The sequence below is a fragment of the Oligoflexus sp. genome, from assembly GCF_035638955.1.
GTDB lineage: Bacteria > Bdellovibrionota_B > Oligoflexia > Oligoflexales > Oligoflexaceae > Oligoflexus.
Window position 1 is genome coordinate 1 of record NZ_DASQYZ010000416.1, and the last position, 18,399, is coordinate 18,399.

An 18,399-nucleotide genomic window follows, 5' to 3' on the forward strand; every position below is an offset into this window, starting at 1 on the left:
AGCGTGGTCCTAAACTTCTGATTCCACAGGAGCAGGTCGGGATCAACATCCCGGTCACACGGCAATCCATGTATGTGCTTGGATAGAAAAGTACACTAAACTCTTTTTATGACTGTCTCAAAATAGCTGATTTATTCCGAATCTGGATGCTTACTGCACCGGAACTATAATCCGAAAGAAATGGGTTCTGACGGCAGCTCATTGCTTCGAAGGGGAAACCAGAGTCAATGTCACTTTCGGTCTGGGGTTCCTGCCCGACGGCGATGTTCAGACTATCGAGGGTACGGTAACCGCGCATCCAAGCTTTGGTTTGGCAACGGGATCGACAATCCATGAAACCGAGAATGATATCGCCCTGATCAAGCTGGATGCTGACATTCCCGACTTTGTAAATCCCGCCTCTATTGCCGTTGAAGGTGACATTTCCAAGGGCACTGAAGTGACTCTTGCAGGATATGGAATTACTGGAGACGAGAAGGATTTATCAACGCTCATCACAGAGCGCGACAATCTCGAGTCGACTCTTGCCAGTCAACTGCCAGCTGATACAAAGGCTGAACTCAATACATTAGCTGGTCAATATAGAAATCTGGCTTCAGAGCTATCGAGTCTTGCTTCGGGGGAAACATCGCGTGCCACAGACTTGCAAAAGCAAATAGGTACGATTGCTGTGGCCTACGAGGAACTCCTTCTGAAATCCGTGCGTAAACTTGGTGACGCCAAATTCACAGAAGTCGAATCTAAAATCGCCCAACTGGAAAAAAAGATTGCCACCGAGGGTCCCTCAGGCAAAATCCTGAGGCAAGTCAACACCACGGTTGAAGAAATAACGAATGATAATATGATTATCTACAAATCTGCGAATGGAATCAATTCTGGCTGCCATGGAGATAGTGGTGGACCAATGTTTGTCAGGAAAGGCGATAAGCTGATCTTGGCTGGAGTTACTCAGGGTCCCTACCTTCCAAGTATTGATTCCACGGATCGATGCCGTGGCACTGGAACATATACCAATGTCGCCAGGTACAGTGAGTTTATCGAAGGTGTGATCATGAATGCAGAGTAGTGGCTGTTAGGAGGTGGCCGTCCCGGCCAGCTCCGCAATTTTAGCTTTAACACAAGGCTGAGGCGCACGCAGAGGGACCTTATTGAATTTACCTGGTCCACCTCAGTCAATAGCTCGTTGCGAAATGAAAAAGCAAAACCGGAGGCCGTCCACGTTGCGGTGCCTAAAAATAAAAAAGAAGAAATTAGAAAGAAAGACTATTCAAAACGTAAACACAGGGCTTGTCAAAAATTCTTCCACGCGATCCTATGGGCCAGGGGATCATTGATAGGCGCTGCGGAATGGATGGCAATGATACTTGCCAGTTGGCTAATGGCAGGACAGGCGTTCAATCAGTCTGTGGGCGCAGGCGACCCATCCGGAGCAAAATCGGTAGGAGCAGGTGTCGGCATAGGTACCTGCTGCGTAAAGGATCCGGTGAAGAATCCGTCAAGCGATCTTGAATTGTGAACATCTGACGGTCATTTTCTCAATAAGAAATTAAATGTAGCAGCAGAGTCTTTGTTTGACACAGAGTATTCTTTAACTTTTTCACTAACTGCGATTTGTTTAATAAACAAAAAGACAAAATCGCTATGCTCATCAATCTTGCGTTGTGGGGTGCCACCTTTAAAGTAAATGTTCATTTCACATTTATCGCTACTGCAATCGATCCGGTATTCTGCAATATCGCTGAGACTTGAATCAGATATGGATTGGTCGATGAATAATTTAAGATACGTTTTTAAATATTCAGCAGGAGCCAGATTCTTTAAGTTTGGGGACATCAATTTTACTTCGTCCATTTGTTTTTCGACCTCTGACAGTCTATCTTCCTTGGAAATATTCTCTTCGTCCTTTTCCAAAGAGTCCCGAAAGAAATCCACACGAAGGCGCATTCCTTTCGGATCTTGAAGTATTTGAAAGGATTTTATACTTGAAAGAAAAAAGGATCCTTTTTCTTTGAGGTATTCCATAATATTTTCTGAATGGTCTGACTTCAGGTCCATGAAAAGGAAATTACAATAAAAATCGCCGCACTCGACTTGCAATCGAGCTTTTTTATTTGCCGAATACTCTTCTGCCATTGTGGTCAATTTCTCGATTTCAGCTTGTTTTATCTCATCAAAATCAAGATTAGTCACGTCAGTCTTGACGCCTTCATCGGCATCAGAAAGGATTGTTTCCACTATCAATTGGAATTAAAGAGATTCCGGCCTCCGAGCCGAATATTTTGAAGCACGCCTCGGTTGTTATAGATACTCCACTTGCCTATTCCATCGAATACTTTAACTTGCGTTGCGTCAGATGGAATAGCAAATCCAGATTCTGGGGATAAAAACTTTACTTCGATGCATTTTTCAGTGGTCGCGGACTGACATGTTCTGGCACTTCCCGTGCCTTCACATACAGTTTTCGTTACTGTTGTGCAGATTTTAGTTGGAATCGGAACAGTGACTTTAAGGAAAGCTTGACCACGAGGATCAGTTACTCCACCAATGGGGGCGATCGGAATAGGACTTCCAGCGGGGCCAAAGCCTCCACCGGGGACTGGATCCGTGACGCCACCACCGGGAATAGGTGGTCCTGGGATCCTAGGCCCAGCAAGTCCACCTAAACCAGGGAATGGCGCTGACATACCCAAACTGGTAAAAAGCAAACTGGATACAATTGCGAGAACAAGTTTCATTTCTTTCACCAAACAAACATTTGTTCAGAGGCAGATATACAAAGGGAGTCTGAAGTTCAAGACGTAAAAAATATGATTGTAATTTCGAGGATAAAATCTTGCTCTGCTTTTTTTTTGCGCTCAATTCTTTGAAGATCATCTCCCATCTCCATCGAAAATTCATAGCTCAGTATGATTTCTGTCTTGCTCACCGTGCTTAAATACAGGCAATTGAACACGCGCCACCTCGTGCTTATGGATTCCAGGGATTCCATGAAATAACGGCCCCCCTTCGGCATCAACAGTATAAATGCCCTCAAGGGCCAAAAGATGGAAATGAAGATTAAGATTGATCGCAGAGCCGGCACGCTTCAGGTAGGAAACGATGCCCGTTTCACCACCTTCAATGCCAAGCTTTCTGGCTTTTTTTCGAAGGTGGTTATTGATCTCATCGCAAAGGATAACGTTCACTTCCTTTAATAGCTTGTCATCAGAGGCCATCCAATAACGAAGCTCAAATGGGGCTGATAAAACCCAGTGCCTGGCTGGAACAAACGGAATAAGATTGCCCGTGAGATGAATGGATCGCTCCGGCATCCATCGGCCTGCACAAGAGGGACAAAAACCTCGGCATTTACAGCTGAAGGCCACAATAATGGATTCGGTGCATCCCGTGCACCTTAGGCGAACAAAACCTTCGGTAACGATGTCGCATTTCAGAAACTTTTCAAATTCCAGCTGCGCGAATGCTGGCAAAGGTTTTCGGCCGGGATCAGACGCAGCCACTTCAAAAAATGCTTCGGCAAATTCCTCCACAACTTGGTAGAGAATGGTTTTTTCAGGTTCGCGTCTATAGTATGCGCCTTCAGAGTCTGCCATCTTTAGGGCAATAGACGCTCTGAAAGAATATAGGAAGTGACATCCTTCCAGGGTTCATCGGACATCTTTAATGCTTGCGAGCGGGGTATGGCCCGCTCCAGAGGTTCGCAGCACCTCTCATAGCGGTCACTGCCAAAAGATCAGGTAAAGATTTGCACAGAAAACGAGAATTCCAAAGGCCACACCTACTCCTGCTGCGATCCATGCATATTGCTTTGCTGCATTGGCCTCAAGGGCAAGCTTGCGTGCAGCGGCTAGACAGTTCTCCGTGATCTTTCTGTGAGCTTCCAGATTCGTATGATGAAGCAGGCTCATTGTCTGAAGCAGCCGCTCCTGCTCCCTTTTCTGGTCAGCCTTGGCATTGCCAATGGTTGTCTGGAGAGCCGCCAACACTCTTGCGTTCTGTTCATCCATTCGCTGGACGAGCTCTTCTGTATGACTTTCAAATATGACCTCGTGGAGTGTGACGGAAGCACTCAGCGGATCGTCCTCGGTAAGGACGAGCCGACGCTTCTCAGCCACACGGCGAATGAGCTAGTCACGATCGATCATCATATGGGAAGTCCATCAAGCCGCTTGAAAAGAAGATCACGGGTTATCTTGATCCTCTGTTTGGCCATTGTGTTGAAGTCCTTTGACGCTATTGCTTCGTCGAAGGTCATTTTTGCTGAGCATCTCACTGATGTCCCTGCCGAATGTGGCGGCGGGACGTTCAGGGATTGTCAGAACTGAGAATATTTTCTTTCCAAGCTCAGCATAGACCCCGGTTTTTTCAATCGGGATGCCATCTGTGGCAGCGAATTGTCCAAAGTATTCGTTCACCCAGACCATGATCGGTGCTCTGCCGCCAAGGCGCACGGCGATCCCATTCAGCCCTGTGAGGCTATCGCCTTTGGATTGACCGCCCGTAACCACGATATGGAACATTACCTTCTTTCCAGCATCCATGAGTACTGTCGGACCTGGCGCCGATTCTGCGAATGCAGTCGTCGTCCAACCCAACGGCATGATCGTTGCGGCTGGACGGGCTGCATCCGATCAACTGCAGTCGCATTTTGGAGTTGTGCGCCTGCTAGGGGCCCCCATCAGCCTATCGCCCAGCTGATACGAGAGAAGGTCAAGGCACATGGGTCTCAAGTAGAGCTTTGACCTGCTCGCGAAACGTCGGGTCATCCAAGGCCATGAAAAGCTTCCATTCGAACGGGGTAAGGTCGTCTATTTTGTTGGACCAAAAATCGGGTTCGACAACCTTAATGGCATCTGAGAAAACCTGGACCAGATTCACATCGTCCACGTTCATGGTTGATATGGCGCAGAGCAATTGCCTGGCGCCCTCGGGCAACCGCGACTCATCCAAAGTCAGGCTGAAAACCCGTCGACCCGCAAGATATTCGTCGCCGAAGATATCTTTCTCGATCCTGGGCCGTCGCCCTCTTTTCGGGGGTGTCTCTGTCATCGCAAGCTCCGCAGCACAAAATTCCGGGGCAAGGCGTCAGGACTATCCTAGCATAAGGATTCGTGAAATATGAAGATGGCTGGGTGGGAAGAAAGGGAAGCCAACGCACCGAGCGCTGGCGGATCAGACTTAACCTTTATGTTCAGGGTGGTCGGTCTGATGACTTTCGATCGGCTCGCCTTTGCCTGATGTTTTTTCATAGGAGCCATAGGCTTTGAAGCACTTTCGGCTGAAACCTTTGTCCTTGGTACGTTGTTCTTTATGCTTGTTCAGGCACTCATACGCATAGGACTCGCTTTTGGCGTCACACGCAAATTTCTTGATTTCCGCCGTACAGGCATCGAGCATCCGATCGGCGGCATGAATTGAAGGGGCGCATGCTAGAGCCAGTGGAATGGCCAGGAACAGGGATTTGGAATTCACAATGAGGTCCTCCATCCAAGGGTTTGCGCCTTTACCATAGCTTTCTGACATCGACCTGGCTACGGACTAATAAAAAAGCGTAAAGTTTGCACTTTACGCCTATCGAAGAAGCTCCTCCTGAGAAACGCTGACGTACAGCTCAAGACCGCAACCTCATCACTGTCGAAATGAATGGCGCGTGTTCAAGCCTTGTCAGCCGAGTCGAGGCGGGGCATGGATAGCCCACACCTCAAAGTGAGACTCGGCAGTCCCAATCGAATTACGCTTGAGCAGGTTTTTTCAGTTTGCTATCAAAAAATACTTTGAGAGCCGACAGGTCTTGCTTACTGGTGTTGGCATCGACAACCGCCTTCTGGTAATCGCGATAGGCTTTCACGCGGGTTTCCAATTCGGCTTCAGCCTTGGTCAGGTTGCCGTTTGCAGTCACGACTGCGCTGTCGTTATACTCCCGGCTCTTCTGTTCCAGAGTCGCGGCATAGGTTGCGATCTTGCCGTTGGAAGCTTCCAGCTTTTTGCCTTCAGCAGCAACAGCATCAGCCTTCTCCTTACGGGTTTTGGTCGTTGTCGCGATGAGAGTCTCGCGCTCCTTGATCGATGCTGTCAATTTTTGTGCTTCAGGACTTGTCAGTTTGGGGTCAGTTGCGATCAAAGCCAACAGGTCGTCACGGAATTTGTTCAATTCGGTATTGGCCTTAGCCAGCGTGGCGTCCAAGGTGACGATTTCCTTATTGAGGCCATCCAAAGCGGATTCAAGACCCTGCTTAACTTTTTTCTCGGCATCCAGCGCTTTGGTGGCTTCATCAAAAGCCTTCAAAGTCTTGTAAGTTTTGTCATCAGCAGCCGAGAGTGTCTCACCGCGCTTGACGCGGGCCTCCAGCTCGGCGTAAACGCCCAGCATGTTTCCGCTCACTTTTTTGAAGTCAGCCGCGGCTTGCACGACAACCTGAGCCTGGCTGGAAACAGCCGACTTCAAACCTGGTTCCTTTGCGGCCAAAGATTTCAGAGTGTCTTCCACCTTGGCGAGGTCCTTCACGAGCTCGGCGCCCACCTGTTCGGTGCTTTTCGCGCCTTTGGCGATCGCGTAATCCAGGGTTTTCTTATAAAGGTCTTCGTCACGCTTCGCGACTTCCACCAAATTATCCAGGCGGGTTTTGTCGCTACGAGCGGTGGTGAGCTGCTCATTCAGTTCGGCTTTGGCTTTTTCCAGGCCAGCAACTTTTTCTTCCAGCGCTTTCACGCGTTCCGGCGTGGTTTTTTTGGCCTCTTCCAGGGCTGTCTTGGCATCGGTGAGCTCCACATCCTTGGCAGCCAGCGAAGTTGTCAGCTCAGTGACCTTATCGGTGGCCACTTTGAGCTCCTCTTTCACCCCTTCGATCTCAACATCATTTTTTTCTGCGAGCTCAAGTTTACCCTTGAGTTCTTCGCGCTCTTTTTCCGCAGATTTCAAAGCTTCTGCCGTCTTGGGATTCTCAACGGTCACTGTTTTGGTTTTCTCATCTTTGCCGCAAGCTACCAGGGTCATAGCCAAAGCCAGGCCAAGTACGTAATTTTTTGTGATCTGCATACGGTCTCCATGAATTTAAACATACATCAGCGCCCACCTGGGAGCTGATGGATAGGTAAAATAAGATTCTATTTGAAAGTCGGTCGATAATGAGGTTGTCTGCTGGGTTTTCACTCTCGAAGTCAGCTGGAATTTCTTTCAAAGCGACGAACTTAAACATCGCGTCTGATAAATAGGGAAGACGAAGAAGCTTGTCAATCCATCAATATTTTTCTCATGATGCAATATTTTTGATGAGAATTCGTGTGCGACTCACGTTAACCGTCACGCAACATTTCGATGATAGTATGGCACCAGGTCTCCCGCTCTCATCGACACGCCAGGCTTCTCAAGGCACCCTGGCGGCACCTGGCCCCGACGAACTCAAAAATTTCCGCCCGAAGCAATCCCTAAGAACTCTCAGGCGAGTGGAGGAACTCTCACTTGACCCCGGGCGTGTCTTTCAAGCTATAGTTCGGCCAACTGTTTTTAATAGCGCAAAAGGAGGTCTGAGCATGAAGTTCTTCGTGTTGGTCAGCGCGTGTGTCCTGAGCGGAAGTACCTTGGCAGCGACGATACTCGACAAAGATAATCCGAATCGAATAGCAAATGAATACATTATCAAGCTGAAAAGCGATGAGGGTCGGCATCAATTCACCGCCAAGCAATTCGTTCGCCAGGAAGCCAATCGTCTCAAGCAGGCCTATGGCGTGTCTGTGAAGAGGCAGTTCACCAATGTCCTCGAAGGTTTTGCCATCACGGCTAATGATCAGCAGCTGGCAGCCCTCGCGCAGGATCCTGGCATTGAGCGCATCGAAGCCAACAAAATCATGCGGACACAGGCCGCCCAAGCTTCCGCCACCTGGGGGCTTGATCGCTTGGATTCCCGCGAAGGCACGGACGGAGTCTATACATACAGCGCTTCGGGCAAAGGCGTTCACGCTTATGTGATCGACACGGGCATTCGCACCACGCACAAGGAATTCGCGGGTCGTGTGGGTGAGGGCTTCTCGGCAATCGATGACGGTCGTGGCCCCAACGATTGTCATGGACACGGCTCGCATGTTTCCGCGACTGTGGCGGGTACGGTTTACGGTGTTGCGAAAGACGCCACCATTCATGGTGTTCGCGTCATGGATTGCACGGGAGCCGGCGATGATGCAGGTGTGATTGCAGGCATTGACTGGGTCGCAGAAAATGCCATCAAACCGGCCGTTGCCAACATGAGTCTTGGGGGTGACGTGTCAGCGTCCGTGGATGAGGCCGTGAGCAATGCAGTGAAGGCAGGCGTGGTGTTTGTCGTGGCTGCCGGGAACGAGTTCCGCGACGCCTGTAAGGTTTCACCCGCGAATGTCCCCGAAGCCATCACCGTCAGTGCCACCAGCAAATCCAACTGGAGATCCATCTATTCCAACTTTGGCAGTTGCGTGGACATCTTCGCGCCAGGCACCAACATCACCAGTGCCTGGAACAAAAATGATACAGCCACCAGCACAATCAGCGGAACGTCGATGGCCTCACCGCATGTCGCCGGTGTTGTGGCCCTTCACCTGGAGCAAAGGCCAACAGCCACACCCGAGGAAATTTCGGCGCTGATCCGTGAGAATGCAACGCCCGATATCATCATCTGGCCAGGAACCGGCTCCCCTAACCTGATGATTTACACCAATCCTTAAACCCTAAGGTTCGGGCCTGCGCCTTGCACCGCGCGGTGCAAGGCGCGCGGCCGCTCTTATTCCAGATCGATATCAAAATGAAAGACGTCCTCGCGGGTCCCCATCGAATCATAGAGTCTGATGGCTGGTTCATCGACCTTGTCCGCCTGAACATAGATAACCCAGGCCTTGTAACTTTTCGCCAGCCTCTTCAAATGATCGATGACGCCTCGGGCCGCACCCTTTCGCCGATAGGCCTCCAAAACTGCCAGATCGTAGATGTAAATTTCACTCCGCTCCTGCTCAAATTTTTCCAATACATAGGCCGAGAGGCCACCCACGACGCGACCTTCCAGCCTGGCCACGACTGTTATAAACGTTTCCTTGGCCAGGAGCGATTTCAGATAGTCATCGGAAGGCGGACGGGATCGGTAGGAAACAGCATCGTCAAAGGCCACAGCATAAACTTCCAGGAGTTCACGCATCGATTTAAGATCGCTCGGAGTTACTTTTTCAAAAATGAAATCGTGCTGAGATGTTTTCATCGGGTAATCCTTGCTGGCTGGATAAATGCCGCAGAATCCAGTGTGTCACCTCCTCAAGCCATACCGCAGCGTCCCGGGAATTTTCACGAGGCGCCCAGGCGGCAAAGTCCTTGTCCGTGCTGGCTATATAAGGACCATCTTTAGCTTCGATCAGAACCGTTCCAGGTTCCAACGCGACCAGGGAGTGCCAGGTGCCAGGGGGAATATCCACGATACAGGTTTGGTTGGGACTGAGAATGATGCAGTTTTCGATCCTGCCTTCATCACTGAATATCAGAACGGCTGTTTTGCCTCTTAAAATGACAAACGTTTCGAACTTCGGGGGATCCAAATGCCGGTGAGGCCGGACATAGGTCGCAGGCTCAAGAGCGTTGAGCATGCGTTGGACTCGGTCTTCCAGCTGATGCAGATTATGATTCATCCTCTTACGAGGCGAGGATTGAGCCTGGGACGACACCTGATTCAGGAGCGTTTGATCGACGGTTTGTACGCGTCTGCCGGCCAGGCTGGAGTCTTCATTGTGTTCTGTCACAGTCCCCACCTCGACCCCGGCCAACCCGACTTTGAACATCGGCGACCAGAGCTTTTATGATGTCCGCGGCCGGCAATTCCTTTGCTAAACGCGCCGCTTGTCCTGACCAAAGCGGGCTGAAATCACCTCGCCCTTGGGCTTCTGCAGCCAAGCGCAGCGGCATGAGGGCTCCAGCGGCATGAGGAAACTCCGGAACCTGGTCAGACAGCGCTCCCTGATCCTGAATCAACCGATTGACAATGCCACGCGCAGGACGACCCGTGAAGAGGTTCGTCAGAACAGTCTGATTGTCCCGCGTTGATTGCAGCGATCGCCTATGAATAGCCGAGGTCCTGGCCTCGGTCGCAAGCAGAAAAGCCGTGCCGATCTGCACCGCAGCCGCACCCAATGCAAACGCGGCGAGGATACCACGAGCATCGGCAATGCCACCACTGGCTATCACAGGCACCTGAACGGCATCGACCACCTGGGGAACCAACGCGATTGTCCCGACCTGATTTTCAATATCACGGCTTAAAAAAATACCTCGATGCCCTCCTGCTTCAAACCCCTGGGCGATGATGGCGTCGCATCCATGCTTTTCCAGCCAAATGGCCTCTTCTACCGTGGTCGCTGATGACATCACCTGGCATCCAGCTGCCTTGACTCTCGCGACCAGACGCTCCTCGGGCAAACCGAAATGAAAACTGACGACGGCGGGCTTGAATTCTTCAACGATGCGGCAGGATTCGTCATCAAAGGGATGGCGGGTCCCCATGGGCGAAGGAACCTGAGGATCAAGGCCCAGCTCGCCATAGTAAGTTCGCAGCGAATCTTTCCAAACGCTTTCTTTCGCGGCATCAGGCGCGGTTTGCTTATGACAAAAGAAATTCAGATTGAATGGCCGATCGACCTGGCTTCGGATCCGTTTGATTTCATCACGGATCTTTTCTGGACTGAGTAAAGCACAGGGAAGCGAGCCAAGACCACCTGCCTTGGACACGGCTATGACGAGATCAGCATCATTCGAACCGGCCATAGGAGCTTGAATAATGGGGTATTCGATATCAAAAAGCTGATTGATTCTTGAATCGGGCCAAATGTTCATATCAACCAACACTCATCCCCCTCGTGCTCATTCCTTCAGATATAGCTTGTGTTAGAGGAAATTGAAAGATCAGCGGCTTTTACCATCAATAGGGGTCGGGACCAACGTCGCGAGGTCGACACCGTCGAGGCAGCGGACATTGATCGCATACATGTTCGAGCCGTCCTGATCAGCACCATTGCAGAAGGAAGAAACGCCACAGTTTTTACAGAAAAGATGATGGATGTGTTTTTTGTTAAACTGATAATCAGATAATTCGTTCTGGCCCGAAACCAGGGAAAATTGGGCTTCTTTTACAAAGCCCAGGATCAGCCCTTTCTTGGAGCAGATGGAACAGTTGCAAGCAATCAGCCCAGTCAAGTCCATATCGACCTGATACCGCACCTTACCACAATGACAACCACCAGTATATTTGGCCATGACCCCTCCTCACGTCGGTTCGAAACCTTGGAACGTCCTTGTTCACTCTAGAACAAAGGATGGGCTGATGCCTACTGGGTTTTACAGTTACTGAGCTGTCGGCGCCGTTCGTCCCCAGCCGACCGCGATCCCACCCGGATCAATGGGGTCAACCGGCTGGCTGATATCATAATTCTTGTCGTACCAATGCTTGCAATCCGTTCCACCCTCTCGAGTGAAAGGCTGGCAGATCTTCAGGTGCTTCGTCTTACCAAATTTGGATTGAGAAAGCAGATCGAAGCGCTCCAGCATGAAATTCTGCACGGTGGGTCGCATGATCAGACTGAAGTCCTGCGACTGGAAGCCTGGGCTGACAAAGTCCGCACCTTGCCGGGAATGTTGAAGCGACGCTTGGCAGTAATATTCTGCCTCGGATTTCGTCTCAAGAAAGCAATAGACATCGCGACCGAGTTTGACGCGCATGATGTGAGGAATTTCGGAAATCATGACCGCGCTGTTGGACGAGTTATAGAGTGTGCGGGCTTCCTTGCCTTCGAATTTCAGGATCAGGCGCTTGGCATTGTCCAGGACGTTCTGCGTTTCCTGCCGTTCAGGAAGCCAGTTACGAATGCCCAATGTGTAACTGCAATCGGCCGTCTGGCAAGCGATAGGCTGGTTGAATCGAAAGGTCGAATGATCAAAGATGTCCGTGAGCTCGACATCGAGACTTTTCGCTTTGCTGTTGATGACGATCGTGCCGGTCAGAATCCGACTGTCGATCGGCATCACGAATTCGTAAACCGAATTGCCGCCTTCCCGATGAAACTTCCATTCTTTTTCATAAACATTCAGAAAGCATTCAGGCGATTCACTGCAGCCGATATTCACAGTGTCGCCGTAATATTGAATCGGCCATGTGTCACCATCGATCTGGGGATTGGCTCGCTGGCCCAAATAATCATAAAGGCGCAAGGCCTCGGCATGAGTGAAGTGAAGGCTGAGCGCCTGTTCCTTTTTTTCTGGACGGGTTTGGGCCCCCACCATGGCAGTCAGGTTCATGAAAAGCATCAGAGCAGCGACGAGCTTAAGTCCGAACATGCGGCAATCTCCCTTTGAGATCAGGTTCCTGGGTGGGCCACCATAATGGCTATCATCGTATTTGTATATCTCTGTTTTTCATGATAGGAGTGGCTGAATTTCGGCAGGTCATGACGAAAAGGGCTCCTCATGAATATTGATCACAACGGCGGTGTCACTTCCATCCTTTTGGCAGGTTCAACCGGCAGCCAGGCGGTTCAGCAGCTGTGGGCTTATAAAAAAGCCCTGGAACCCAGGTTTTCTCTTGCATGGCTCGCCGGCAAGTTGGGTATCCACTCCCGCGGCAACCTATCGGAGACCTTGAAAGGCATCCGACGCTGGCCACGCAAATATTGGAAGACACTGGGCCCCATCCTGGAGCTGGACGAACTGCAGAGCGAGATGCTGGCCTTCCTCCTGGAACGTGATGAGGCCACGACCGCATCCGACCTCAATAATCTGAACCGCGAAATCGAGACGATCAGGCGCTTTTTGCAACAGCGCTTCTTTAAATTTGATCACAAACGCGGTCTGACTTTGTTGGCCTCGGATGTTTACTGCTACTTCAGCATGCACGCAAGGGTGATCAAAGAGCGCGAAATCATCGATTATTTCGGCAAGAGCCGTTATGCCGATATCCTCCGCGGCATGCAGGTCCTGCTGGACAACCAGCTGATCGAAAAAACGGCAGACGGTTATCGACGCAATGACTCCAATGCCAAATTCTTTTCCTTCCATCAAAATGAACTCGATCATTCCACCGCGTTTTTAAGGGAATCCATCCAGGATGCCGAAGAACAGGTGCCGCGCTGGATCCACAACAATAAGGAAGCCTGCTTTGGCACGACGACCATGTCTGTGAAACGAGAGCAGTTCGAAAAGACCCTGACGCAAATTAAAAAGGATGTTTTCCGCTATTTTTCCGAGCTCGAAACCAATGAAGGCGATACCATCATTCGCTTCAATATGCAGATCTATCCTGTCATCAGCGAGAAACACTAACTATTCATACATGGTTGCAGCCAGAAGCATTTCTGCCAGCTGACGCCATTTCATATTCGTAAGTACGGGTGGTTCCCCCCGATACCCGTAGTAACCATCGCTCTCATCCAACCATGCGGCCAAGGCCTCCAGATAATCATCAGCCGTGCGATTGGACCAGCCCGCATCCTGCGCGCAGAAATCCTTGGCCAAAGTCCGCACAAACGCCACAAGGTCGGTGCGGGAATTGATGCCATCAATTCGGTTGACCCATTCTGTCATCATAATCTGCTTCCTTGTTTTGAATTCCACTCCACATCATCCCCCGTTGCATAGCAAAGTCAGGAGCCAACCGAAAGGGCCTCGGCGGGACATGCGGGACACGGCACCTGAGGCAGCGCTTCACTCAGGGCATAGAGCCTGCTTTCCCGCAACCTCTTCAACCGACCCCAGGCCCCCGCGTCCTGATAGAGGGAAAGAGCTTCCTGCACGTGCTCCTGGCAAAGGTGCCGCTGGTTGCGTTCACGGAAAATTTCAGCGAGTTCCAGATGATTATGGGCGCGGAAAACTTTATTAAACGATTGCAGCCCCTTCCGAGCCATCCCTTCAGCTTCGTGCGTCCGCCCTGCCTGGCGGAGTATGGAGGCTCCGATGGCCTCGTACATGCCCGTGTCGCCATGCTCCAACTGGGGATAAATATGGTCAAGCCGTTCCACCGCGTCCTGATGCATGGACTGCTGCGATTTCAAAAGGGCTTCAATCAGATAACCAAAACAAAGGCCGCGTTGATAATCGACTTCATGCGCACTTTTCTGCGCCTTTCGCAAGGCGTCTTCAGCATCCTGCAGATGACCCGCTTCGATCAGGAAGATGGCCATCCCATACCACACGGTTGAATTCTGAATCGGGGTCATGGTCCCGGACTCTTCAAAGAGCGCGTGAGCCTGCAGCCTGAAATCTTTGATCAGCGCAATCGAAGCGCCGGCGTGTGCCAAGGTATTGCTCTTATCGAAGAGCACGCGCGCCCGTATCTGCGGATCCTGATCAATCAGCGGATGACTCAGACAGGTTTCAATGTATTCATCCGCCTTCGTGAGTTGCCCCCCCTTGGAATAAATAATGATAAGGGTTTGCTGGGCTCTGAGTCCCAGCAGGGGCTCATCAGCCTGAACACTGATGTCCAGAGCATGCTGGGCATAACGCTCGGCTTTGTTCAATTTATTCTGTTGCCAACAGCAGGTGGCGAGTTCCAGATAGAGGGACCCTAAGAGGTGGAGCGGCAGATGAGGCTTCAAAAGAGACTTAATCAACTGCTCAGCCAGATCAAATTTGCCACTGGGCGTGAGCGCGGCCAGCAGTTTTTCGGTGTGAACCAGTTTCGCCGCATTGGTTTGTTCATACTCAGTGGCATACAGGAGAGTATTCGCTTCCGCGCGCAAACGATTGGGTTCGCATTGCAGGATGCCTGCCGTGGCCAGCAGATTCTCTTCGCGCATCCATTTCACCTTACCGTTAACCCAGCGGGATACCGTCTTCCGATCGACATGAATCTGCTCGGCAAGCCACCATAGTTTAATGCCTTGCTTCTTGATTTCCTGACCAAGAAATTCCGTATCAATTTTAATAATCGATTGGCCTGAACTCATATCCGTCTCCCGCTGCCTGGTCCGATAACCCATTTTTACGACTCCATGGATGATTTGCCCAGTCAGCAAACGGCTAAAATCCAATAAATGTTCCCATTTTGGGAACAGCAGGAGCATGGGCATTAAAGCTTGACAAGCCACCGACCGATAATATAGTTGTTAGTAGCAACGATAGGGGACTTGAAGGAGGCGCCCTTGGCTCAACATTCAAAAAACGCCAATGATCCAAGCCTGGATACGCATGCGCATGAGCTTTACGAGGCTCTCAACCAACTGGTCCGCATCTACCAATTCCGGGACCGCGATCGGATCTGTTGCTACGATGTTTCTGTCACCCAGTGTTCCGCATTGGAAGTCATCATCGAAAAGGGCCCTCTTAGACTCCAGGCTTTGGCGGAACAACTCTTTCTCGATAAAAGCACGGCCAGTCGCGTGATTGATACTCTCGTTCGCAAAGATTACGTGACAAGACTCAAGGACCCCGAGGATAGCCGAGCGATCCTGATCGAAGCCACGACTGCCGGCAGGAAACTTTTCACCAGGATTCACACCGAGCTGGTTGAAGAGCAGAAGGAAATGATAGCTGACTTTGCCCCTGACGTTCGCGTAGCCGCGACTGAACTGCTCCATCGCTTGGCTGGTGCGGCCAGTCAAAGAATGGGCGTCAACACCAGCTGTTCCACCGAGAAATCCAGTGGCCCAGGATGCTGCTGATTTTTTTTGCGCAAATAGTTGTTACTAACAACCAAAAGGAGATTTTCGTATGGACGCTAAGAATTACCCAGTCGCCGTCATTGGTGCCGGACCTGTTGGATTGGCCGCCGCCGCGCATGTGTTGGCTCGCGGTCTGACCCCTGTCGTGCTGGAAGCTGGTTCCTCAGCAGGGGCCAGCATCATGAAGTGGGGTCATGTCCGTATTTTCTCGCCTTGGTTTTATAATGTGGATGCTGAAGCTCGCCTCCTCTTGCAGGCGGAAGGATGGCAAGAGCCAGACGCTGAAGCCTATCCTACGGGGCGGGAGTTTGTGGAAAATTATCTTAAACCTTTGTCCGAAACTTCAGCGCTTAAGCCCTGCATACGCTATGACTCCAAGGTGACCGCGGTCACAAAATTCGGCAAGGATGTCATGAAAAATCAAGGACGCAACGATGTACCTTTCCTGGTTCGCGTTCAGACCCAGGATGGATACGAATACGATCTGCTGGCTCAAGCGGTCATCGATGCCTCAGGCACATTCGAAAAACCCAATCCCATGGGTTCTCATGGTATTCCAGTCGCTGGTGAACAGCAGGAGACCCAGCATATCGCCTATGGGATACCGGACGTTGCAGGCAAGGAACGTGACCAATACGCTGGTCAACGAGTCCTGGTTGTAGGCAGCGGCCACTCAGCTTTCAACGTCCTGCAGGACCTCGTCCGCTTGAAGCAAAAAGCATCGGACACACTTATTTATTGGGCCATCCGCAAGACGTCGATCGATCAGGTGTTTGGCGGCGGCGAACATGACAAACTTCAGGAGCGTGGACGATTGGGATCCAGCATTCGAAAACTTGTCGAAGAGGGAGCCATTACCCTCATGACCGGTGTTTCCATCGAACGTCTCGAACGGACCAAGGACGGTCTTGTTCTTCACAGCAACCGGGACAAGCTGCTGCCTGTGGATAAAATCATTGTCACAACAGGCTTTCGACCCGACCTTCAGATCATCAGCGAAATTCGCCTGTCCCTCGATCCGGGCACCCAGAGCCCCACCGCACTTGCCACCTTGATTGACCCGAATCTTCATAGCTGTGGGACCGTGAAGCCCCATGGCGCGGAAGAACTGAAGCATCCTGACGAGAACTTCTATATCGTAGGCATGAAGAGCTATGGCCGCGCTCCCACTTTTCTTCTTCTGACTGGCTATGAACAGGTTCGATCCGTAACCTTTGCCATAGCTGGAGATTGGGAAGCCGCTCGACGGGTTGAGCTTGTCCTGCCGGAAACGGGGGTCTGTAGCACCCGACCCGGGACGTCAGCATCATTGAGCGAGAAAGTCAGCTGCGGATCATCGACTCACGATCAACCCAAAGTTTGTTGCGGCTAAGGAGACCACGTGTCGCACGCTCATCGAAAAATGATCTGGTCCCTTGGGATAGCCCAGTGCCTATCCTGGGGGATCCTATTCTATGCGTTCAGTGTCCTCCTCCCGCCTATGACTGAGAGTCTTCCGATCAGCCACAGTTCGATAAGTTTTATGGCCACTCTTTCCGCTCTGATTGCGGCTGCGGTTTCAGTCCCCATAGGACGAAGATTGGACCTGGGAGGACATCTTAGGATCATGATGGGCGGGTCCCTGTTAGGGGTGATAGGCTGTGGAATCTGGTCATGGTCCACCTCAGCTTTAGGGCTTTATACAGCTGCTGTGTTCATCGGCATGGCCCAGGCTGCGAGCCTTTATGAACCTGTTTTCGCATTTCTTCTGCATGCGTTCCCGGAAGAGAAGGAACGAAGCTCCGCAATGATGCAGGTGACTTTAATTGGGGGACTTGCCAGCACGATCTTCCTCCCGCTCACAACCTATTTGACGGAAATACTGGGGTGGCAGGGAGCCATTCGCATCCTGGCCTTGTTGCTGCTGATACCAGTCGCCATTTATAAATTCTGGGTTAAGACCCCAGGCACCGCTGAAACCCATTCCGTCGTTCCCACACCCCACCGTCAAATCTCGCTCAACCTTGCGTTTTTAAGCGGAACGACACGCAAGATTTTTCTGATGATGGTCCTTGTTTTCCTCATCAACGGAATCGTCCACACAACCATGACCACCCATCTTCCGTCGGCCCTTCAAAGCTGGGGCTTCGGCGCACTTGAGGCATCATGGGCCGTTGGCATTATGGGCGCCTCTCAGCTGTTGGGCCGCCTGGGTTTGGGTTCCTACCTGAGGCTTCTGAAGAATGGATCTCTCCTGATCGCGCCCCTGATCATTATATCGTTAGGCCTTGGCCTCCTTCCCTATTGCCAGCACGATGCTCTACGCTGGCTCTTACTCGTTATCATAGGGTCATCTTCCGGGCTTTTGACACTACTACGCCCTACCGTTGTCAGCCGGTTGTTTGATCGACAGATTTTCGGACGTATCAATGGAGTTTTGGCTTTAAGTTATCAACTGGCGCGCGCCGGTGGACCCGTGGGAGGGTCGTGGGTCTACGAGGCGTCTCGTGGTTACGACGCCGTTTTTTTGGTTTTGGCCATCATGCTTTTCATCGCGGCCTTCGTTTCGAGTTATTTAGGCAAATCGCAATGATTTTGGCGAAAAGCCCTTTTTAAAAACCAACCGTCTCATGGCTTGCCATTCATGTTAGCACGTTATGAATTAGAGTTTGAAGGATCCTGACGAGCTTAAAAAGCGTGGGCAGTAGAAAGCCTTGGAATGAAAGTGGCGTCCCCAAGGGGATTCGAACCCCCGTTACCGCCGTGAAA

22 protein-coding genes are annotated in these 18,399 nt (G+C 51.1%); 7 read left to right on the forward strand and 15 right to left on the reverse strand.

All coding sequences use genetic code 11. The annotated features are described in order from the left end of the window. The first annotated feature begins 142 nt into the window (after positions 1-142). Together VE954_RS35165 and VE954_RS35170 are read left to right on the forward strand one after the other, a co-directional pair. Entirely contained in the window at positions 143-1,066 is a 924-nt protein-coding gene (locus VE954_RS35165) for a S1 family peptidase (protein ID WP_324961948.1), read from the forward strand. A 159-nt stretch (positions 1,067-1,225) separates the two neighbouring features. Continuing rightward, complete coding sequence (locus tag VE954_RS35170) at positions 1,226-1,516, forward strand: hypothetical protein (RefSeq protein WP_324961904.1); 291 nt, start codon at positions 1,226-1,228, stop codon at positions 1,514-1,516. Positions 1,517-1,527: 11 nt separating this feature from the next. On the opposite strand, the gene VE954_RS35175 is transcribed toward VE954_RS35170, so the two are convergent. The 8 genes from VE954_RS35175 to VE954_RS35210 all read right to left on the reverse strand — a co-directional run bounded on the left by VE954_RS35175 (position 1,528) and on the right by VE954_RS35210 (position 7,036). Further along, a complete protein-coding gene (locus VE954_RS35175; protein ID WP_324961906.1) occupies positions 1,528-2,235 on the reverse strand; it encodes a hypothetical protein in 708 nt (235 codons plus the stop codon). A 2-nt stretch (positions 2,236-2,237) separates the two neighbouring features. Beyond that, positions 2,238-2,735, reverse strand: coding sequence for a hypothetical protein (locus VE954_RS35180; protein ID WP_324961908.1), 498 nt, complete (start codon positions 2,733-2,735; stop codon positions 2,238-2,240). 159 nt (positions 2,736-2,894) lie between these two features. Beyond that, positions 2,895-3,593, reverse strand: a complete 699-nt coding sequence (locus VE954_RS35185; RefSeq protein ID WP_324961910.1) for a transposase zinc-binding domain-containing protein — start codon at positions 3,591-3,593, stop codon at positions 2,895-2,897. 126 nt (positions 3,594-3,719) lie between these two features. After that, on the reverse strand, positions 3,720-4,007 hold the full coding sequence (locus VE954_RS35190; RefSeq protein WP_324961912.1) for a hypothetical protein: 288 nt from the start codon (positions 4,005-4,007) through the stop codon (positions 3,720-3,722). A gap of 174 nt (positions 4,008-4,181) precedes the next feature. Next, positions 4,182-4,520 carry a hypothetical protein gene (locus VE954_RS35195; protein ID WP_324961914.1) on the reverse strand — a complete coding sequence of 113 codons (339 nt, stop codon included), beginning with the start codon at positions 4,518-4,520 and terminating at the stop codon, positions 4,182-4,184. A 190-nt stretch (positions 4,521-4,710) separates the two neighbouring features. Beyond that, positions 4,711-5,049, reverse strand: a complete 339-nt coding sequence (locus tag VE954_RS35200; RefSeq protein ID WP_324961917.1) for a hypothetical protein — start codon at positions 5,047-5,049, stop codon at positions 4,711-4,713. Positions 5,050-5,178: 129 nt separating this feature from the next. After that, complete coding sequence (locus VE954_RS35205; protein ID WP_324961919.1) at positions 5,179-5,472, reverse strand: hypothetical protein; 294 nt, start codon at positions 5,470-5,472, stop codon at positions 5,179-5,181. Positions 5,473-5,731: 259 nt separating this feature from the next. Next, positions 5,732-7,036, reverse strand: a complete 1,305-nt coding sequence (locus VE954_RS35210) for a hypothetical protein (protein WP_324961921.1) — start codon at positions 7,034-7,036, stop codon at positions 5,732-5,734. A 494-nt stretch (positions 7,037-7,530) separates the two neighbouring features. On the opposite strand from VE954_RS35210, the gene VE954_RS35215 reads away from it, so the two are divergent. After that, the gene (locus VE954_RS35215) at positions 7,531-8,691 is read left to right on the forward strand and encodes a S8 family peptidase (RefSeq protein WP_324961923.1); all 1,161 of its coding nucleotides are present in this window, start codon (positions 7,531-7,533) and stop codon (positions 8,689-8,691) included. Positions 8,692-8,747: 56 nt separating this feature from the next. Here VE954_RS35215 and VE954_RS35220 read toward each other — a convergent pair whose 3' ends face one another. The 5 genes from VE954_RS35220 to VE954_RS35240 all read right to left on the reverse strand — a co-directional run bounded on the left by VE954_RS35220 (position 8,748) and on the right by VE954_RS35240 (position 12,331). Further along, positions 8,748-9,215 carry an AAC(3)-I family aminoglycoside N-acetyltransferase gene (locus VE954_RS35220; RefSeq protein WP_324961925.1) on the reverse strand — a complete coding sequence of 156 codons (468 nt, stop codon included), beginning with the start codon at positions 9,213-9,215 and terminating at the stop codon, positions 8,748-8,750. Continuing rightward, a complete protein-coding gene (locus VE954_RS35225) occupies positions 9,184-9,747 on the reverse strand; it encodes a WbuC family cupin fold metalloprotein (protein ID WP_324961928.1) in 564 nt (187 codons plus the stop codon). Before VE954_RS35225 ends, VE954_RS35220 begins: the two co-directional genes overlap by 32 nt. Next, positions 9,731-10,834 (reverse strand): nitronate monooxygenase, encoded by a 1,104-nt coding sequence (locus tag VE954_RS35230; RefSeq protein WP_349263857.1) that lies wholly within the window; start codon positions 10,832-10,834, stop codon positions 9,731-9,733. The genes VE954_RS35225 and VE954_RS35230 overlap by 17 nt, the downstream gene beginning before the upstream one ends. 69 nt (positions 10,835-10,903) lie before the next feature. Next, complete coding sequence (locus tag VE954_RS35235; RefSeq protein ID WP_324961932.1) at positions 10,904-11,254, reverse strand: GFA family protein; 351 nt, start codon at positions 11,252-11,254, stop codon at positions 10,904-10,906. An 87-nt stretch (positions 11,255-11,341) separates the two neighbouring features. Then, positions 11,342-12,331, reverse strand: coding sequence for a hypothetical protein (locus tag VE954_RS35240; protein ID WP_324961934.1), 990 nt, complete (start codon positions 12,329-12,331; stop codon positions 11,342-11,344). A 129-nt stretch (positions 12,332-12,460) separates the two neighbouring features. On the opposite strand from VE954_RS35240, the gene VE954_RS35245 reads away from it, so the two are divergent. After that, positions 12,461-13,312 carry a hypothetical protein gene (locus VE954_RS35245; RefSeq protein WP_324961936.1) on the forward strand — a complete coding sequence of 284 codons (852 nt, stop codon included), beginning with the start codon at positions 12,461-12,463 and terminating at the stop codon, positions 13,310-13,312. Here VE954_RS35245 and VE954_RS35250 read toward each other — a convergent pair whose 3' ends face one another. After that, positions 13,313-13,576 (reverse strand): DUF7660 family protein, encoded by a 264-nt coding sequence (locus VE954_RS35250; protein WP_324961938.1) that lies wholly within the window; start codon positions 13,574-13,576, stop codon positions 13,313-13,315. Positions 13,577-13,632: 56 nt separating this feature from the next. Beyond that, positions 13,633-14,937: a helix-turn-helix transcriptional regulator gene (locus tag VE954_RS35255; protein ID WP_324961940.1), complete on the reverse strand. Its 1,305-nt coding sequence runs from the start codon at positions 14,935-14,937 to the stop codon at positions 13,633-13,635. Between the two features lie 195 nt (positions 14,938-15,132). Here VE954_RS35255 and VE954_RS35260 point away from each other — a divergent pair, with 195 nt between their 5' ends. Genes VE954_RS35260 through VE954_RS35270 form a run of 3 tightly spaced genes read left to right on the forward strand, consistent with a single transcriptional unit; the run spans position 15,133 to position 18,223 of the window. Continuing rightward, on the forward strand, positions 15,133-15,651 hold the full coding sequence (locus tag VE954_RS35260; protein WP_324961942.1) for a MarR family transcriptional regulator: 519 nt from the start codon (positions 15,133-15,135) through the stop codon (positions 15,649-15,651). Positions 15,652-15,700: 49 nt separating this feature from the next. Further along, entirely contained in the window at positions 15,701-17,023 is a 1,323-nt protein-coding gene (locus VE954_RS35265) for an FAD-dependent oxidoreductase (protein ID WP_324961944.1), read from the forward strand. Positions 17,024-17,032: 9 nt separating this feature from the next. Next, the gene (locus VE954_RS35270; protein ID WP_324961946.1) at positions 17,033-18,223 is read left to right on the forward strand and encodes an MFS transporter; all 1,191 of its coding nucleotides are present in this window, start codon (positions 17,033-17,035) and stop codon (positions 18,221-18,223) included. Positions 18,224-18,399: the final 176 nt, after the last annotated feature.

Coding starts and splice junctions, on each gene's coding strand:
- VE954_RS35245 (WP_324961936.1), top strand. CDS start 12,461: ATGAATATTGATCACAACGGCGGTGTCACTTCCATCCTTTTGGCAGGT.
- VE954_RS35210 (WP_324961921.1), bottom strand. CDS start 7,036: ATGCAGATCACAAAAAATTACGTACTTGGCCTGGCTTTGGCTATGACC.
- VE954_RS35185 (WP_324961910.1), bottom strand. CDS start 3,593: ATGGCAGACTCTGAAGGCGCATACTATAGACGCGAACCTGAAAAAACC.
- VE954_RS35265 (WP_324961944.1), top strand. CDS start 15,701: ATGGACGCTAAGAATTACCCAGTCGCCGTCATTGGTGCCGGACCTGTT.
- VE954_RS35215 (WP_324961923.1), top strand. CDS start 7,531: ATGAAGTTCTTCGTGTTGGTCAGCGCGTGTGTCCTGAGCGGAAGTACC.
- VE954_RS35235 (WP_324961932.1), bottom strand. CDS start 11,254: ATGGCCAAATATACTGGTGGTTGTCATTGTGGTAAGGTGCGGTATCAG.
- VE954_RS35180 (WP_324961908.1), bottom strand. CDS start 2,735: ATGAAACTTGTTCTCGCAATTGTATCCAGTTTGCTTTTTACCAGTTTG.
- VE954_RS35240 (WP_324961934.1), bottom strand. CDS start 12,331: ATGTTCGGACTTAAGCTCGTCGCTGCTCTGATGCTTTTCATGAACCTG.
- VE954_RS35220 (WP_324961925.1), bottom strand. CDS start 9,215: ATGAAAACATCTCAGCACGATTTCATTTTTGAAAAAGTAACTCCGAGC.
- VE954_RS35195 (WP_324961914.1), bottom strand. CDS start 4,520: ATGTTCCATATCGTGGTTACGGGCGGTCAATCCAAAGGCGATAGCCTC.
- VE954_RS35255 (WP_324961940.1), bottom strand. CDS start 14,937: ATGAGTTCAGGCCAATCGATTATTAAAATTGATACGGAATTTCTTGGT.
- VE954_RS35230 (WP_349263857.1), bottom strand. CDS start 10,834: ATGAACATTTGGCCCGATTCAAGAATCAATCAGCTTTTTGATATCGAA.
- VE954_RS35200 (WP_324961917.1), bottom strand. CDS start 5,049: ATGACAGAGACACCCCCGAAAAGAGGGCGACGGCCCAGGATCGAGAAA.
- VE954_RS35250 (WP_324961938.1), bottom strand. CDS start 13,576: ATGATGACAGAATGGGTCAACCGAATTGATGGCATCAATTCCCGCACC.
- VE954_RS35190 (WP_324961912.1), bottom strand. CDS start 4,007: ATGGATGAACAGAACGCAAGAGTGTTGGCGGCTCTCCAGACAACCATT.